Source organism: Methanobrevibacter sp. (genome assembly GCF_045120835.1).
Lineage (GTDB): Archaea > Methanobacteriota > Methanobacteria > Methanobacteriales > Methanobacteriaceae > Methanocatella.
Window position 1 is genome coordinate 1 of record NZ_JBGVFE010000087.1, and the last position, 17,818, is coordinate 17,818.

14 protein-coding genes are annotated in these 17,818 nt (G+C 34.3%); 2 read left to right on the plus strand and 12 right to left on the minus strand.

Annotation, left to right across the window (positions count from 1 at the left end; genetic code table 11):
• Positions 1–313: 313 nt before the first annotated feature.
• The 10 genes from ACJMLO_RS07605 to ACJMLO_RS07650 all read right to left on the minus strand — a co-directional run bounded on the left by ACJMLO_RS07605 (position 314) and on the right by ACJMLO_RS07650 (position 8,195).
• Entirely contained in the window at positions 314–736 is a 423-nt protein-coding gene (locus ACJMLO_RS07605; protein ID WP_405295485.1) for an RNA-binding protein, read from the minus strand.
• Between the two features lie 26 nt (positions 737–762).
• Positions 763–1,320 (minus strand): 50S ribosomal protein L15e, encoded by a 558-nt coding sequence (locus tag ACJMLO_RS07610; protein WP_405295632.1) that lies wholly within the window; start codon positions 1,318–1,320, stop codon positions 763–765.
• Positions 1,321–1,492: 172 nt separating this feature from the next.
• Positions 1,493–1,792, minus strand: coding sequence for a DUF2149 domain-containing protein (locus ACJMLO_RS07615; RefSeq protein WP_405295487.1), 300 nt, complete (start codon positions 1,790–1,792; stop codon positions 1,493–1,495).
• 5 nt (positions 1,793–1,797) lie between these two features.
• Positions 1,798–2,439 (minus strand): MotA/TolQ/ExbB proton channel family protein, encoded by a 642-nt coding sequence (locus tag ACJMLO_RS07620; protein WP_405295489.1) that lies wholly within the window; start codon positions 2,437–2,439, stop codon positions 1,798–1,800.
• A complete protein-coding gene (locus ACJMLO_RS07625) occupies positions 2,436–3,083 on the minus strand; it encodes a peptide ABC transporter permease (protein WP_405295491.1) in 648 nt (215 codons plus the stop codon). Before ACJMLO_RS07625 ends, ACJMLO_RS07620 begins: the two co-directional genes overlap by 4 nt.
• Before the next feature lie 213 nt (positions 3,084–3,296).
• Positions 3,297–3,866 carry an FmdE family protein gene (locus ACJMLO_RS07630; protein WP_405295493.1) on the minus strand — a complete coding sequence of 190 codons (570 nt, stop codon included), beginning with the start codon at positions 3,864–3,866 and terminating at the stop codon, positions 3,297–3,299.
• A 9-nt stretch (positions 3,867–3,875) separates the two neighbouring features.
• Entirely contained in the window at positions 3,876–4,679 is an 804-nt protein-coding gene (locus tag ACJMLO_RS07635) for an ABC transporter ATP-binding protein (RefSeq protein ID WP_405295495.1), read from the minus strand.
• Entirely contained in the window at positions 4,670–5,683 is a 1,014-nt protein-coding gene (locus tag ACJMLO_RS07640; protein WP_405295497.1) for a FecCD family ABC transporter permease, read from the minus strand. The genes ACJMLO_RS07635 and ACJMLO_RS07640 overlap by 10 nt, the downstream gene beginning before the upstream one ends.
• Before the next feature lie 11 nt (positions 5,684–5,694).
• Positions 5,695–6,801, minus strand: a complete 1,107-nt coding sequence (locus ACJMLO_RS07645) for an ABC transporter substrate-binding protein (protein WP_405295499.1) — start codon at positions 6,799–6,801, stop codon at positions 5,695–5,697.
• A gap of 203 nt (positions 6,802–7,004) precedes the next feature.
• Positions 7,005–8,195, minus strand: a complete 1,191-nt coding sequence (locus tag ACJMLO_RS07650) for a glycosyltransferase (protein ID WP_405295501.1) — start codon at positions 8,193–8,195, stop codon at positions 7,005–7,007.
• A gap of 40 nt (positions 8,196–8,235) precedes the next feature.
• Between ACJMLO_RS07650 and ACJMLO_RS07655 the strand changes: the two genes are divergently transcribed.
• Entirely contained in the window at positions 8,236–8,637 is a 402-nt protein-coding gene (locus tag ACJMLO_RS07655) for a DUF3795 domain-containing protein (protein ID WP_405295503.1), read from the plus strand.
• Between the two features lie 159 nt (positions 8,638–8,796).
• On the opposite strand, the gene ACJMLO_RS07660 is transcribed toward ACJMLO_RS07655, so the two are convergent.
• Positions 8,797–13,065 (minus strand): right-handed parallel beta-helix repeat-containing protein, encoded by a 4,269-nt coding sequence (locus ACJMLO_RS07660; protein WP_405295505.1) that lies wholly within the window; start codon positions 13,063–13,065, stop codon positions 8,797–8,799.
• 221 nt (positions 13,066–13,286) lie between these two features.
• Here ACJMLO_RS07660 and ACJMLO_RS07665 point away from each other — a divergent pair, with 221 nt between their 5' ends.
• Entirely contained in the window at positions 13,287–14,720 is a 1,434-nt protein-coding gene (locus ACJMLO_RS07665; protein ID WP_405295507.1) for a hypothetical protein, read from the plus strand.
• Positions 14,721–14,736: 16 nt separating this feature from the next.
• Here ACJMLO_RS07665 and ACJMLO_RS07670 read toward each other — a convergent pair whose 3' ends face one another.
• Positions 14,737–17,760: a hypothetical protein gene (locus ACJMLO_RS07670; protein WP_405295509.1), complete on the minus strand. Its 3,024-nt coding sequence runs from the start codon at positions 17,758–17,760 to the stop codon at positions 14,737–14,739.
• Between the last annotated feature and the right edge of the window lie 58 nt (positions 17,761–17,818).

The following is a 17,818-nucleotide window of genomic DNA, read 5'->3' on the forward strand; positions in this document are numbered from 1 at the left end:
CTTCATGGACTTCAGTTGCATTAATCATCATGAAAGTTGGAACATCATTGTTGAATTGGAACCAGAACACTCCAATGCAGATTACAAATGCCACTAGTAAAATTATCAAATAATAACTTTTCTTTTCCATTAAACCACCTTGATAATATATTAGAAAAATAATATAATAAAGTTTACTTAATCTGATATCAATCATCACCTACACTATTCATTCCCATAGATTTTAACCAAATATTAAATGCAAAATTTTTTAATCTTAAAGGAATGTTCGTCATCTGACAGGCTTTCAAGTTCCTGAATGATTTGTTCAGATTCAATTAACAGATGAAATAGCTTCACGGACCTTATCAACTGCAATCTGTTTTTTTGCAGGAAATGCGGCAATCTTTACTTTAAGATGAATTGCATCGCCCTTATCCAAGATAGTCCATTTTTCATCCAGAGCGTCTTGCTTGTCGAATCTTAAAAACCAGTTACCTTTTTCATCCATCTTGCGCTCTAAATCATCATTCAGTTTATCCAAATCTGTCCACTCAAGGAGTGTGTTAAAAAAAGTCTTTGTGTATCTCTTTTTAGATACTGTACCAGATAAGATTATTATCTTGTCTTCAAGTAATCCTTCGGCCTCTTCCGCTTCGATTTCAGCTTCGGGCAAAATATTTAAAATAGATTGTGAGATTTCATCAGCACTTTCATTTTCATAAACGAAAGCCCTGAATTTAATATTATGAATCATTTTTATCAAAAAAAGGAAAAGAAGAATTATAATTTTCTTCTTCTGGCTTGTTCAGAGCCTTTTCCTTTAGATTTGATTCCACGTCCTTTGTTACCAGCACTAGTTAAGCCTCTGAGAGCTCTGTTAGTGTGTTTTTTGGAGCAAATCCAATTGATTTTTTTATCGTTTACGATAGAAGGACTTTGTGGATCTACTAATATTACTTCATAATATTTATGTTTTCCTGTAGACCATACCCAATAGGAGTTCAATACTTCTAAGTTAGGGTATTTTTTAGCTACACGTTCTTCAGCAATTCTTTGAATGGATTTTGCTTGGGTAATTTTGTTTACACCCATTCTTTTAGGTTTACGACCATTGAAACGACGAGTTTTTCTTCTTCCACCACGTCTTACTCTGGTTCTTACTAAAACGAAACCTTTTTTAGCTCTATAACCTAAACTTCTAGCTCTGTCGAGTCTGGTTGGTCTTTCAATTCTTTGAACTGCTTTTTGCTTTCTCCATTTAGGAGCTCTTTGCCACATGAGTTCACGTACGTAGGACTCATCTGGATTTTTCCATGCGTCTCTAATATATTTATACATAAATAACACCTTTTTGTTCAGCCACGAAGGCCACATCCATATGGGAACTTATCCCAAAAAAAGTAATTATCACTGTTACAAAAATAACAGTAATCAAATATTTGTTTTAAGTATTTATAAAGGTATCGCATAATTTAAAAAAAAAATATAAAAAAAGTTAGATTAAACTATATTAACCCGATACCATCACCAGCTCACCGGTGGTCGGATCCTCATAGACCTTTCCGATTTCACTGTATCCACTGTCTTCAAGTCCACCGGCATCAGTATAGTTTTGTGTGAATGTATCTGCTGTTGAAACATCCTGGGTGGATTGGGATTGTGTTATCATGTCCGGATTGGCAGATAATGCCATGATTGCAAAGATTAAAAATCCTAAAGCCAATACAAGCATCGCATCGGATAAGTTGTTCAAACCCCCCATCGGGTCATCATCAACTGATTCTGAAATCCTTCTTCTTTTTCTAAGCATAATTCTCACCAGTTGTTTATAGTTTCAAGTTCTGCTTCTGCAACGGTTTCAACATCAATAAGTTCAGCTTCATACCATTGTTTTTTGTATTTTGAGATTAAATAAGCAACTGCACCGACAGTCAAACCAGTTACAGTTGTATCAAAAGCAATTGTAAGTGACTGTGCCAGTGTTGCAATATCACCTGTTCCTAAAGCAGCAAGACCCGGACCCAATGGAATCAGTGTTCCCAATAGCCCTAAACTTGGACCTACACGAACCAGAATATCGGTTTTATTGGTCTTTTTAATTAATCTTGTCTCTTCAGCTGAGATAAGCTCGCTTGCCAGTGCCTTTCTTGCATCAGGACCTATATCATGATTATCTGCAATCCTTATTAGAATTTCCTTTTGATAATCAAACAAGCTGCTGTTATTTATTTCTTCCTTCATCTGATCTACATTAGTTGAAAATGAAACACGTCTTACCAAATCCTCCAAATCCCTTGATTTGATTGGTTTTCTTGAAATGTATTCATTAATCAAACCTCCAAAAGCCAAAATCACAATTACCACAGAAATTACAAGCAGTATGATAACCGGAGTCAGAAGACTTTCGGATATGATGTGAATCAATGAAGTCAGTGTTTCAGTTCCCTGAATTATCATGAGCTTCCTCCTTTATCATTTATAAGCACACCTGCAACCAGAACAATAACAATTCCGATAATAACATAGATTAACTGATAGGTCGGAGTTAAAATCAAAAAAGGACTGAACATAGTATAATCCAGAGCCTTTGTGGAATTATATGTCAGTGCAAATATAAACATCAGTATTGAAAACAGTGTCATATATTCCCCGATTATTACGGAGTATTGTCTTTTTGCATGATGCAATAATTTTGTAAGTTGAAAAACGACAAATAGTATAATAAAAACAATTAAAGAATATAGCAATATTGTTAAAAGTCCAAGAGTTGTTTGAGAGGCAAATAACAGTGCAGATGCAAAAAACACTGCGGTTGTTAAGTACAATGCAGGTTTAAAGTTATCTGTTTTTGAGTAGAACAACATCAAAGCAAAGATTACAAAAGCAATTGCCAGAAATATATAGCTGAAATTATCCAACAGAAAAGCCAATGTAGGGTTCAGGTAAGATGAAGAATACATCAAAAGGAATGATATAACAGAAAATGCTAATGATACGATTACTGCCATAATGTTTGAAAATCTGTAGTTTCCAAGCAAAAGAGCAATATTTGCACCAAATAAAACCAACAGTATTAATAAATAGCCTCCAATCAAATCCATCTTTTAACCCATATTCATTTGTCTAATTTAATATTAAACAACATGAATATATAAACATATCGTAATGAATTATTTAAAAATAAATTAATAGATGCAAAATGCCTAAAATAAAAAAATTAATGTTATAAATTACCTAAATTAAAAAACAATATAAAATTTTGATAAAATTAAAAAAATAATGAAAATTAAAAGAAAAATAAAATACAATATAAATTATTCTTCAATTAATTCGTAATAGGAACCTTCAGCACAGGAAATGCAAACCGGCTTTCCGCCGATGAGTTTATGTCTTCCGTCGGATACCTTTTCACCGCAAACTGAACAGAAAGCAGTAGTGTATGGTTTACCCGGCATATCTCCACGGGAAAGTTCAATTCTTACCTTATCCACCTTGAAAAGCTCTTCCGGAGGAGTTCTTCTAAACCTTGCAATCATTTCCTCTTTTGTTTCCTCATCCTTGAATTTCTTGTTGGCATCGGCATCGGTTATTCTTAATGCCTCACCTGTTTCCTGATTCATGAATGTTGCTGCAAATTTACCGTAATACATCTGTTTTAGAGATCTTTTACCCATGGAACAACCTGTAACTGACTGTACAGCATCAGACATGCACCTGTCGATTTCCAAAAATACTATCAGATTTTTGTTTCTCTGATTCAATGGCATTCCAAGCAGTTCCATCCCATACATTGCCAGTTTTGTCCCAATTGCAATTCCACCACAGATATGTCCATGAAATTCTGCAGCCTTTGCCAATTGTTCATCATAATCCTTTTCATTCATATTATCACCTTATAAATCTAATTTTAAATTTGTTTTCATTGGTACACAAACTTTTCGTTTGCCATCCAACTCCATAAGTTTAACCTCAATCGAATAAGCCTTTTTCAGGTTTTCTTCAGTTACCACATCATCCGGAGTTCCAAAATCAATGAATCTCTTATCCTTCATGATTGCAACTTTTGTTGAGCTTAAAAATGCATGGTCTGGAAAGTGTGAAGACATGATAATTGACAAACCTGTTTTGGAGAGATTGTCAATGATTTCAAGAAGTTTTATCTGATTTCCAAAGTCCAGGTGTGAAGTCGGCTCATCCAAAATTAAAATATCCGGCTTCTGGCACAATACCCTTGCCAAAAATACCAGCTGACGTTCACCGCCGCTTAAGTTGGTGTATTCCTTATCCTTTAAATCCTCAATTCCCAATGTCTTTAAAGCCTCAAGAGCAATCCGTTTATCCTCATCCTTTGGAGAATCAGTCAGGTTAAGGTAAGGTGCCCTTCCCATCAAAACCACATCGAATACCTTGAAGGGAAATGATGGAACATGGGCCTGAGGAATGTAGCCGATGTGTTTTGAAATCTGTCTGAATGAGAGCTTTTTAATATTTTGCCCGTTGATTAAAATCTCACCGGAGTTAATGTCATGCAGACCATTTAAACACTTAATCAGTGTGGTTTTTCCGGTTCCGTTAGGTCCAAGAATACATAAAACATCCCCTTTATCAATTGAAAAACTAATATCTGAAAATATTTCCTCACCATCATAGTCAAATGAAATGTTTTTCACTTCAAAGAGTTTATTGTCTATGACCATTCAGAATACCCCCGTTTAAGTAAGTACAGGAAAATCGGAACACCTATTATTGCTGTAAGTATTCCTATCGGAATTTCAATGGCAATAACCGCACGTGAAATATTGTCAATCAAAAGCAGGAAACTTGCGCCCAGACTAAGCGATGCCGGAAGCAGCACCCTGTTGTCGGGTCCCACAACCATACGGGACATGTGAGGAATAATCAAACCGATCCAGCCTACAATACCACTTATTGAAACGGCCGCAGAAGTCAATAGTGTACATCCTGCAATAATCAAGAGCCTTATTCTTGAAGGGTTCAAACCCAGTGATTGTGCCTCCTCATCACCCATTGCAAGAAGATTCATATGCCATCTTAAAACAAGCAAAATCACAAGTCCGATAATGACAGGTATTGCAATCATAAAAAGCTTATCTGCATTGATTGAAGCCAGTGACCCCATAAGCCAGTATACTATTTCAGGCAGTTTATCATCAGGATCTGCTATGAATTTTATTGCAGAAATCAGTGAGTTGAAAAATGCTGAAATTGCAACTCCTGACAGTACCAGCACCAGAATTCCACCTGCCTTATATGTTCTTGATATAAGATAAGTGGCTGAAACTGATATGAGACCTAAAATGAATGCAAATATCTGTGTTATGATATTGGCTCCACTTAAAAGGATTCCTAAAGCAGCTCCAAATCCTGCACCATTTGAAACACCCAATAAATCAGATGATACAAGAGGGTTTTTAAATATTGACTGAAATGCCGCACCGGATATTGCAAGGCATGCTCCAACAACCATTGCCCCGATTATCCTTGGAAGCCTTATTTCAAAAACGATTGTGGTTATTGTTGAGGATACCTCAAGCTGAGGAAATACTGGAGAGAGTATCGTATACACCACATCAACCGGACTGATCGGGTATCTTCCGATTAAAAAAGAAGCGAAAAATAAAACTATTGGAAAAAAGATTAAAAGTATAATACTTATAATCTCTTTTGTTTCCCTATCCATCTCAAATCACGCTACAGGTTTGCTTCCTTTAATCCTGAATCAAGCAAGAGCTGTTTTGCATCATCATCACTCAAATCATAATGATAGAAGTTTGAGTAGAACTCTTTTGTTGCATCCACCATGTTAATGTCTTTATAATCATCAGGATAGATTACCTTAGCAGTCCATGGAACACCGATAATCATGTTGGCTCCTACAGGTCTGTCGAACCATTTGAACGGAGACTGTGGAGAAAGATAAACTTCCTTGTTTTTAACTGCATCAAGTTTAGCCCAATTAGAGTCTGAATAAACTTTTGCATAAAATTCCGGATCGTTTGTTATGATTTTATCAGGATTCCAGCTTAAAACCTGTTCGATTGAAACCTGCACACCGGAGGTAGTGTTTCCCTGATTTAGGGAATCGGCAACATTCACTGCTCCAACCAGATCAATCAGCTGGCCGTGTGTTGAGTGTGAAGGGTTTGTCTGAAGCCCGTCGTCACCCTGGGCATAGTAGACCTTGACCTTATCGCTTTCGGATAATTTTGATGATTTGTCATGAACTATATCAAGATACTTATCGTTGAATGCATTTAGTTCTTTAGCCTTGTCCTCGGCTCCAAGAATTTCACCCATAAATGTTATTGACTCTCCAACCTTTTCGACATTTGTTGTATCCTTAACGGCAATTACAGGAATTGTTCCGAATTTTTCCTGACGTTCCTCAACAGTTGATAAATCACCGTCTCCCCCTTCGTCAATCGATTCTATTACAACATCAGGTTCTGAAGCGATAAACTCCTCATAGCTTCCGTCCTGTGTACCGTACCATCCGCCGACAACAGGATAGTTCTGATATTGACTTGGAACATATTTCATTTCATCATCTGTCCACTGGAAGTTGACGGCTTTCACTTTGTCCGGTGCAATCATATACAATACTGTAGTCATCGGAGGACTTGTCGCTACCACATTACTGACAGATGCAGGTATTTCAACATCCCTTCCAATCATATCAGTTACATTTTTAGATCCTACAGTTTCTACGGTCGATGGTGTTAAAAATATGTGTGTAGCCACTCCCGCCACGACCAAAACAACTAATAATAAGATTATTACCTTAATTTTCTTTTCCATAAAAAACCCCAAATATAATATTCGATAAGAATATATATTCATGAAGTTATTTAATAAGTTTTCTAAAAATTCAATGCATGAAAAAAAATAGTATAATCAGAGAATATGTTTCCAAATAAAATCATCAAATCAGTATAATTGATTAAAAAAAATTTTTAAGAAAAATTTAAAGCAGATAACAAATATTACCGTTGTTAAATTATCTACAATAACTTTTTCATAGCTTCTTCAAATTTGTCAGTAATTACTTCCCAGTCATTGGATTTTACATATTCACGGGCATTGGAAGCAATTTCATCATATCTTCCTTCATCAAGAATCTTTTCAACGATACTTAAAACCTCTGAAGCCTCCTGAATATACTCAATACCGTTTCCGTATCCGAATTCCTTTGATAATCCCGGAAGTTCAGATGCAATCACAACCTTTTTCATGGCTAGGTATTCATAAATCTTTATCGGTACAATATCCTGCATTATCGGCTCATCGATGTGTGCCGGAAGCAGACAGAAATCAGCAGAGGCTAAAAACTCAGGTATCTTTTCAAAAGGCTGTTTGCCGGTTAAAATCAGCTGGTCGGCCATGTCATATTCATCACGGATTTCACACATCTCATCATATGCATCGCCGTCACCGACAACAAGAATCTTATAGTTCGGGTATTTATCCTTATTCTCACCCAGTGCACGTGCAAGTTCCTTCATGCCTGCAAATTCATATATCCATCCCATAAAGAAAAGTACAATGTCATCACGAGCAATACCATATTCTTCACGTATCCGTGAATCATCCAAATCAGGATCATAGCTTTTCAAATCGATTCCCGCATCAATGAGGATTGTTGAATCCTCTTTTGCACCTACACCATATGCAAACTCGGACAGTTTCCTGTTGATGGTTATCACCAAATCAGCATTTCTGATTGTTTTTTCGGTGAATTTCTCACCTAGCTTTTGAAATGCCTTTTCTGGAATCAGTGCATAGATTACATCAATGAAATAGTATACAAATGGGATGTTATGCTTTTTAGCTAATTTTGATGCATTGTATGAGTTCAGTATGCCCAAAGCAAGAATGACATCCGGTTTAAACTCTTTAATCTGATGTTCGATTTCATGTTTATGTGTAAAGAATAGCGTTGCATAGTTAAGACCCTTGATTTTGATAAAACCCGGCCTTATAACTTCAATATGAGTATTTTCCTTGATTTTAGAAACGTTTTCATATACTTCCTTGTGATAATAAAGACCGCTGCCATCATCACTAGGCCAATCAATCGGATAGTCTATGACCTTAATTTCATGACCACGTTCTGCCATTCTCTCCATCAGGTGATGCTGCTGGTGAGGATTTCTCTCCAACCAGTCGGACTCCTGAACAACCAAAATCTTCATGGAGTAATATTTATTTAAAATTAAATATATAACTTTCTTTATGAAAATGCCCGAAACACTCGATTCAAAATTACTTGCCCCATGCGGGATTAACTGTATCAGTTGTGAAAAATATCAAAATCCATGTGCAGGTTGTCTTATAAGCGATGACGGCAAAAGCAAGGCCAGCCTGAAATGTAAGATTAAAACCTGTTTTGACAAGAAGAATTTCAGCTATTGCGGGCGCTGCAGTGAGTTTCCATGCCCTCTGATGAAAAAGCATTCCAAAAAATATGTCAAAAGGCATGGACTTGACACATTAAGTTCCGCAAAAAGAATCAAGACAATGGGCATTGGCCGCATGATGAGCGAGGACCGTGAAAGGTGGATGTGTCCCAAATGTGGGGGAGTTGTGAAATTCCAAAACAAAACCTGTTCGGAGTGCGGATTTGAAATTGATTAAATGAAATATTTGATTAATTATTTTGACAGTGATGTTGAAATCTATCAATTTTATTAATGACTCCCTTAATTTAACAATACTTATTTTGGAAAACCTCTTTTAAAAATAATGTAGTCTATATGAAAAAATAAAAAAAGAATAAATATGTAAAAAACATATTTATTGGGATGGAATTTCACTAGCATCTAAAGTTTTATTCAGTAGCACTTCAAAAGTTCTGTATTCATCTTTTAGAGATCCCACTGATACTTTGATAACATTTGATTCGTTTGTGAAGTTTCCAGCATCGAATGAAAATACTCCAACGCCATTTACAACATAGAACTTGATTTCGACATCATTTAATGTTGCATACATTTCAAATACCGGCAAATCAGACGCAACTTCATCATACTTATAGAATGTTACTGAGTAATTGCCCGGAGATATAACTTCAATTTCCTTAACTGAAATATATGTGGCGTTAATTCTCGGACACATTGTACCATAACCGGTAGTGTTTGTATCATAGTCCCATGTCACCCTTGCATTCTTACCGAACCAGTTTGCACCCAACTGCAGTCTTTTTGACACATTATAAAGACCATATTGATAGATACCGTTAGGGTTTGCGCTCAGCTCACCCAATATCATCATGCTTGGTCCTTTAGCATTTCTATAAATCGCATTGTCGTTTACAATCGGTTCGACAGCATTTTCTGCAAGGTCATATCCTGCATTGAATCGGATTCCCTCAAGAGCATTGTCGCAAATCAAATTGTTTGTGATTACAATGCCTGTTGAGTAATTTGAATCAACAGAAATCCCCATATAATTGTCTGTGATGTTGTTATGAATTATAGAGACGTTTACTGCAGACCGGTTCAAGAAGATTCCATAACCTAGAGGACCTTCAGGAATGTCCATTACATACAGACCAATGTTTTTGGTAATCAGGTTATTTGTTATGTTGGTGTTTTTGACATCCTCACCATAAGTGATTCCATAATTGCTTAAGGACAATGTGTTTTTGGATATTTTTACATCTTCCGAATTTTGAGCAAATATCGCATTTCCAAATGATTTAACGTTATTATCAGAAATTATGACATTACTTGCACTTGATATCTCAATACCATTGCCCGGAATAATTAACTCCCCGAGACTATACTTTTCAGTCTTGGATTTATCCAAAGTATTTGAAATTGTATTGTTTTCAATAGAAACATTATCCGCTTTTATGATATGGATACCTGTACCCTCATTTGCATTGATTATTAAATTGGAAATATTAACATTTGAAGTTGCAATTGTTAAAACTGTTGATTTTGCCTTACCATTTAATGTAGTATTAGGCATGAAAGTGATGTTTAATACCTTATTGATTGTTAAGCTAACATCATTATAGTCATTTCCTAAAAATTCGACATTTTTGCCTGCCCCATCAAATCTGGCCTGAATTTCATCACTAGGCAAACCGGCATCAATGAATGTGACATCAGTTTTGTTGACAATAGCGATTATGCTTCTGGATGATGATGCCCTATATTGATTAGATTGGTCATAGTTAAGATTGATTTCATAAGATCCAACGGCCAATGAGGATACATTGACCTTAATTTGACCATTATCATCACTATTTTGTGAGAAAGTCTGATTATTTAATGTATATGAAATAACCTGATTGGCCATGGCATTGTTTGACGAATCTTTTAGTGAAACGATATATGATTCAGCCGAACCTTTTGAAAAAGTCCTGTTATAACTGGTTAGTTGGGTTTCAAGTCTTGAAACTTTGATGGTACCTACTGCATTGGAATTCTTATAAATTGAACTTCCCGCATAAGTCACGCTAACCTCATAATTATTTTCATTAGCCAATTTGGTTTGAATTGTAACTTGACCATTATTATCTGTTGCTTTCGTATAAGTTTGACCATCTAAAGTAATCTTTAAAGATTCTCCAGCCACCGGTTTGCCGTCACTTGTTTTTAAACTAACCGTATAATCCTTTGGAGTGTTTGGAATTGATTCAATACTAGGTGCGATGATAACTGTAGCTATTTTACTGACAGCCACTTTACCTGTAGCTGAAGATTTTTTATAAACTTTAGTTCCCTTATATGTTGCCTTGACATTATATGACTTGAGTTTAGAGAATTTCAAGCTGAGAACCACCTGACCGTTTCCATTGGTTTTTTTGGTGTATTTTTTACCATTGACTTTGACGGTTACCTTCTGTTTTGAAATTGCCTTACCATTCTCATTTTTTAAAGTGACTGCATATTTAGTAGAAGTGTTTGGGGCGGTGACAACCTTAGGTGCAGTCAGTTTGGTTTTTAGATTCTTTTTGACTTTTATTTTATTAGTTTTTTTAGCTGCCAAATATTTGCTGTTACCCTTATAATTCATTACAACCTTATAAGTTCCCTTTTTAAGTTTGAGCTTGATTTTAGCTTCCCCTTTGGCATTGGTCTTTACATTGTATGTTTTTTTGTTGACCTTGAAAGTGATTTTCTGATTGGCCAATGCATTTCCAGAAGCATCGCTTAAAGTTACTTTATAGTAATCGGCTTTTTTAACAAGCATTGCATAATTTGAAGCATCAAATTTTGCAGCTACTTTATTTACAGTCAATTTTGCCTGAGAACTGCTTGCGGAATAATCTATATCGTCTCCCTCATAATTTACTTTAATAATATAATTGCCTGCATTTTGATTGATTTTTATGCTGGCCTGACCATTTTCATTGGTTTTAGCCTGAATATTTTGAGATCCGATATTAATTGTAATTGGCTCATTTGCAACAGGATTATTATAAATATCAGTTAATGTAATTGAATAGTCAACGTTTGAATTTGGATAGGTATTCAAATCTGAAATTGAGATTTTGGTCGCTGTAACATTACCAGGAATATATTTGTCCTCAACATTAAATGTTTTGACATTCTTGTTTTGATCGCCTGTGAGATAATCGGAAAGGCCCGGAGTTACTGCAGTTACGACATTTCCGGATTCCTTAAACTCATCCGGATAGAATCTTACTGTTGCAGTACCGTCAACCATCATGACTGTCTTATAGACATCCCCTTCCTGCGGATCGACATAATTGTTGTTTTTATTTAAATAGAATGTGACCGGAACAGAACTTAAGCCCTTTGCAACATTGCCGTTGCCATCAACTATTGAAATTGAATATACTCCCTTTTTAGACTGTGTAATTTCACTTAACTGGAGCCTATAATTCACAACAGTCCATTGTACACCATATGTGGAATAGATTATAGGGCAAGCCACATTAGTGTTGATTTCAAACGCATAACCTAAAAATACTCCTCCACCAATACTGTCCTCACGTTGTACCGGACGATTATCAAAACCAACAAAATAATTGTTGTTTACAACTTCCAGCTCTTCTCCACCTTTAACATATAATCCTTTAGTATTTACATCATTGAAAACCTCTTCATGAACATTTTTATAAAAGAAATTTCCAATGATATTGATTTTTTCAACCTTACAGTTAATATAAACTCCATGATTAGTGTTTAATGCAATATAATTACTTAAAATATTAATATTGTCAGAAGAGGTTAGGCTTATGGCATTTGCATTTGCGGTAAGGTTATTAAAGCTTACAGTAGGATTATTGGAACTGCCCGCAATGTAAATACCTGCATTATTATTTAATATATTATTTGAAGTTATGACTGTCCTTGTAGAATCCTGATCATAAACACCATTGGTAGAATCTTTAATTATGGAATTTTTAATGTTTGTATCGATAGAATTCTTAATTTTAATGCCATTTACAGTATTTGATAGATTTACATTATCCACAATAGTATTTTTTGAATTTTCCATCCTGATTCCATCGGCAACGCCGTTATTGGATATGTTACAATTTCTGATAATGACGTTTGAAGCTCCATTGATTAGAATTGCATAACCTTCGCTATCATATAACATTCCATCATCATTAATAAAATTAAATCCTTCAATTATGGTGCCGCTGGCCTTTGAAGTTAAATAAAATATTCCCTGATGGCCTGAATCGGCAGCACCCTGATTGGAACAATGACTTAAAGTTGTTCCTACATTGCTTTTGATAGTTAATTGTTTATCAATCACTATGTGAACATGATCATAGTTTTGTCCGTTAATAATTATTGTATCCCCAGAATTAGCATTAGATATAGCGTTTCTAATAGTATGGTCATTCATTTCCCTGTGATTTTCACCAATGTTATCAACAGTGATTATTTGAGAATTTGAGGATAGTGAATCATCTTGCGAACTAGACAATATATTTTCATTAACTTGATTCATTTTTTCTAAATTTAATGAATCATCAGTAATATTGTTATCTTCTATAGCTACAACAGAACCAATGCAGATCATTGCAACGAATATAAAAGATAATACTAATAAAATACTCTTTATTCTCATATTTTCCCCAGTTTTCATTTTATAACAATTGACATAAAAATATCAATATATAATAATTTACTTTCGTATAATTAATGTTTTTCGATTTAATTATATATCAATATAGTTGTTTTTAAAAAAAATTTAAAAATGAATGGAAATAAAATACATATAGAGACAAATATATACACTCATAAAGAACTGGGGGACTCCTAATTAAAAATAAACTCATATTAACTGCCATGATACTGTTTGTTTTTATCAGCATCACATGTGTAAGCGCAATACAATTAAATGAAAGTGAATATGCCAATACTGAGCTTTTAAATGCTAATACAAACAATTTTTCAAATCTTGAACTTGCAATAAATGATTCCATACAATCAAAATCCTTAAAATTAACCAAAGATTACCGGTTCGATTCAAAAAGTGATGAAAAATATGTGAATGGAATTGATATACCCATTGATGATTTGACCATTGACGGCCAGGGCCATATCATTGACGGTGCTGCAAAATCCCGCATATTCAATATCCAATCAAAAAATGTTGTTTTGAAAAATATCATTTTCGTTAACGGTTCTGCAAATTCAAATGGTGGAGCAATTTATTGGCAAGGAGAAAACGGCACAATTTCCAATTCCATCTTTAAAAACAGCAAAACCTCAAATAGCGGCGGAGCAATTTATTTTAAAAATACTGCAACGGTGACCGATTCCAAATTTATTGAAAATGTTGCATTTTTTGGCGGTGCAATAGATTTTGAAACACAAAGCAGTGTAATCAATTGTGAATTTGAAAATAATTATGCAACCTATCTCGGTGGAGGGATATTTTCAAGCGAAAAAACAAATATCCTCAATTCCACTTTTAGAAAGAATGAAGCTGGAGACGGTGGAGGAATCTACTTTTTCCAACAAGGATCCATTGAAAATACCCTATTTGAAGAAAATATTGCAATAGGTTATGGTGGAGCGATTACCAGCGAAGGGGAAGTAAGAATTAAAAGTTCAAAATTTAACAAGAATATTGGAAAATATGCCGGAGCGATATTTTTCAAAGATTCAGGAATCGTCAATAAAGCGATTTTTAATGAAAACACCGCAGATTTGGGTGGAGCGATTATGGCAAGCGGCAGCGAAACTGAAATAATTAACAATGAGTTTAATCATAATGCCGCTAAACAGGGCATGTCCCTTTATATAGATGCAAAAAGTACAAAAATAGAAAATTCCACTTTCAACAACATCAATTCATATTTTGAATCTGAAATCCATACCGAAACCAGCAATATAATTTTAAAAAATTTGTCATTCAATAATGTTACCAAAGGCTCTGAAGGATCAGTTAACAATCAGACCGATTCAAATGAACCTTCTGATAAAATAGATTTCAGGAAACAAACACAGGTTACGGCAAAATCAAAGTCATTTAAATCAAACACTAAAGTAAAAAAATACTCAATTACATTAAAAAATAACAAAGTAAAACTCAAAAATAAAATTGTTTCCCTAACAATTAAAGGAAAGACTTATTTTGCAAAGACAGATAAGAAGGGAAAAGCAACATTCAAAATCAAATTAACAAAAAAAGGCAAATACAAAGCAACTGTGAGATTTAAAGGGGACGAAATGTATAAATCATCTAAAAGAACTGTAAAAATAAAAATTAAATAAAAGTATAATAATTAGCTTATTTCACTTTTAATATTGTTTTTACTTCTGATTTCAAATAATTTACTGAGATTTTATATTTGCCCACTTTTAAATTCTTAAAAGCAACAGAAGCTACGCCTTTTTTATTAGTCTTGGCAGAGTAGACTTTACCATTAATTTTAAAAGTAATCTTTTTACCTTTTATTGCTTTTCCATTGCTTTTTATAAGTTTTGCACTATATTTTATCCTTTTAGATTTTTTAGCTGATTTGTTATTAGCTTTTAAGACCTTTTTAATATTTATGACGTTGTTTACTGTACTGCCTTTGTATGTTGTTGTAATTATATATTTTTTCGGAGTCAGACTGAAAGACTTTGAAGCAAATCCATTTCCATCAGTTTTAACACTGTATGTTTTACCGCCTATTTTCATCATTACAACTTCATTTGCACCAACAATTTTTCCGTCTTTACCTATTACACGAACCTTAAATATAGTTTTTCCTTTATAATCCTCAACAATATCCTTATTATCAACTATTCTTGAAGGATTTAATAAAACGTTGAATGTGTAACTTTGGCCATCCAACGAAAATGTTATAGCTTGAGTTGGAGGAATATAAAGTGATTTAGACAGATATCCATTTTCTATAATCAACTTATCATTAGTGGATACGCTTTCTTCCAAATTCGGCAACAGTTCGGGAGAATTCAATTTAGAAATAGAACCCTCTTGAGTTTTCACCTTATTCAATGAAATTTGAATTCCTGAACTTTCGTATTGCATTAAATCATCCATACATTCGAATTCCATTATTATCCAAGTAAAATTTTCTGAAAGGCCAATATTGAACAATTTTTCAAAATCGGGACTATTTGATCCCCACCAATTATTAGACAAACTGGAATTATTGTTATTGAAATAAATTGCATTGCCGCTTTTTGCATCATTACTAAATAATGCCGAATGGGTCATGTTGATATCACTACGTGCAATGATTGCACCGCCTTCCTCACCGGCTGCATTGTACTTAAAAATAGCTCCGACAATATTTAATATATTGTTATTATCAATTGCTCCGCCGTTTTTAGTTGCCCTATTATTAGTGAAATTGGATTTGACAATTGTTAGATTTCCACCATTGTCAATAGCTCCAGCGCCATAAGCCTGATTGCCATCGAATAATGAATTTGCAATAGTCAAATCAGCATTATTATCAATTGCACCCCCATAGCTCAATGCTTTATTTGATATGAATTGGGAATTGTTAATTAAAATTGTCCCGTCAATGTTAAAAATAACTCCTCCCTCATCAGAACCTGAATTAAAAGAAAATATTGACTTATTAATTGACATTCTGTCTTTGGCTACAGTTATTATTCCCAAACTATGACCTACGGTATTTTTTTGGAATTTTGAATTATCAATTGATAAACTAGATGAGGTATAAACAACTGCTCCCTGTTGTGCTTTATTATTTGCAAATGATGAACCACTAATGAAAGCATATTTTCCCACATTATAAATTACTCCAGCAGAATCGGCATTATTGAAATTGAAATTACTGTTTATGATATTAGTGATGCCAATATTATATATGGCCCCACCGTAAGACTTTACAGTATTATATTCCATGAAAGAACCTTGGACATTTAAATTAGCTTCATTATAAATTGCACCACCTTTACCTGCAGAGTTAGAATTCACATCGGAATTTGAAATATTCATGTCAAGACAATTATATATGGCTCCACCGTTACTGGCAGAGTTAGAATTCACATTAGAATTCATTAAATTTATTGATCCTTTATTGTATACTGCGGCCCCTTCGTTTGCAATGTTTGAAGTGATGGTGAATTTATTGAATGTTAAGTTACCCAGATTATAAATCGCTCCGCCCTGGGTTGCGGAATTATTGTTCAAGGTTACTTCATCAAATGTCCCCAATATGTCTGCAAAACATAATCCTCCACCATATCTTGCAGTATTACTGTCGAGTAAACAATTTTGAAGGGAACATGAGAATCTTACACCAGCAATCTCTCCTAAAGTAGATGAGATTCCCCCTCCTTTATCAGTGGCAACATTATTTTTAAAAATGCAGTTTATTGCATTCAGTTGTCCGCAGTTACTGGATATTCCGCCTCCAAGCTCAGCGCGATTATTGTTTATTGTTGAATCTTTAATTATCAAAGACCCGAAGGAATCGGAAATTAATCCCCCTCCCTCTTCAGCACTATTATTTTCAATTACAGTATTAATAACCTGCATTGTAAATTCAGAAATATAGACTCCACCACCATATTGGCCAATATTGCCTTTAACTTCACTGTCATAAATTTCACAGACCCCCCAACTTTTTACACCTCCGCCCAAATGAGTTGCGGAATTTGAATTAAACTTTGAATTTCTGATAATCAAATGACCTCTATTATTATAAATTCCTCCTCCTCTTGTAGCGGAATTATTTATGAAATTGGAATCGATCAATTGTATTTCACCAAATCTATTATAGATTGCTCCACCCTCATGAGCATGATTTTTAAAGAATGTACAGTTTACTACTTTACAAAATGCATTATAACTGTCAATTGCGGCTCCACCGCCATCTCCATAGTTATTCTCAAAATAAGAATTATAAATGGTCAAACTAGAATATGCATTTGCCCGGATAGCCCCATAATCAGCATCATTATTAATGAATTTGCAATCATATACAGTTAAACGACCATTATTTTCAATTGCAGCACCATTTTTTCCAGTTTTTCCATTAATGAAAGTTATTCCATGAATATTTACATTAGCATTATTTGATATGACAAGGATTTTTGATTTTGAATTCCCATTTAATATTGTGCCGGATGCCTCTGAACCATAAATAGTTATATCCTTATTAATATTGATTTGTGAACCGTTGGTTTCATACATCTTGTTTTCAAGATGTATAGTGTCTCCTGACTTGGCCTGGTCAATCAACCCCTGAATTGAATTAAAATCGCCATTAACTGCCAAATCTTCAGTCGAATTATCTTCAGCATAAACTGTTGTCATGAGTAACATCGAAAAAAATAATATTAAAGCAAATATTAATCTAGATTCAGATTTTTTTATAAGATCA

Bases quoted from the DNA above. Each gene is read 5' to 3' on its own strand.
- ACJMLO_RS07650 (WP_405295501.1), bottom strand. From the start codon at position 8,195: ATGAAGATTTTGGTTGTTCAGGAGTCCGACTGGTTGGAGAGAAATCCT.
- ACJMLO_RS07615 (WP_405295487.1), bottom strand. From the start codon at position 1,792: ATGCTTAGAAAAAGAAGAAGGATTTCAGAATCAGTTGATGATGACCCG.
- ACJMLO_RS07620 (WP_405295489.1), bottom strand. From the start codon at position 2,439: ATGATAATTCAGGGAACTGAAACACTGACTTCATTGATTCACATCATA.
- ACJMLO_RS07605 (WP_405295485.1), bottom strand. From the start codon at position 736: ATGATTCATAATATTAAATTCAGGGCTTTCGTTTATGAAAATGAAAGT.
- ACJMLO_RS07660 (WP_405295505.1), bottom strand. From the start codon at position 13,065: ATGAGAATAAAGAGTATTTTATTAGTATTATCTTTTATATTCGTTGCA.
- ACJMLO_RS07630 (WP_405295493.1), bottom strand. From the start codon at position 3,866: ATGAATGAAAAGGATTATGATGAACAATTGGCAAAGGCTGCAGAATTT.
- ACJMLO_RS07645 (WP_405295499.1), bottom strand. From the start codon at position 6,801: ATGGAAAAGAAAATTAAGGTAATAATCTTATTATTAGTTGTTTTGGTC.
- ACJMLO_RS07610 (WP_405295632.1), bottom strand. From the start codon at position 1,320: ATGTATAAATATATTAGAGACGCATGGAAAAATCCAGATGAGTCCTAC.
- ACJMLO_RS07670 (WP_405295509.1), bottom strand. From the start codon at position 17,760: ATGTTACTCATGACAACAGTTTATGCTGAAGATAATTCGACTGAAGAT.
- ACJMLO_RS07635 (WP_405295495.1), bottom strand. From the start codon at position 4,679: ATGGTCATAGACAATAAACTCTTTGAAGTGAAAAACATTTCATTTGAC.
- ACJMLO_RS07655 (WP_405295503.1), top strand. From the start codon at position 8,236: ATGAAAATGCCCGAAACACTCGATTCAAAATTACTTGCCCCATGCGGG.
- ACJMLO_RS07640 (WP_405295497.1), bottom strand. From the start codon at position 5,683: ATGGATAGGGAAACAAAAGAGATTATAAGTATTATACTTTTAATCTTT.
- ACJMLO_RS07665 (WP_405295507.1), top strand. From the start codon at position 13,287: ATGATACTGTTTGTTTTTATCAGCATCACATGTGTAAGCGCAATACAA.
- ACJMLO_RS07625 (WP_405295491.1), bottom strand. From the start codon at position 3,083: ATGGATTTGATTGGAGGCTATTTATTAATACTGTTGGTTTTATTTGGT.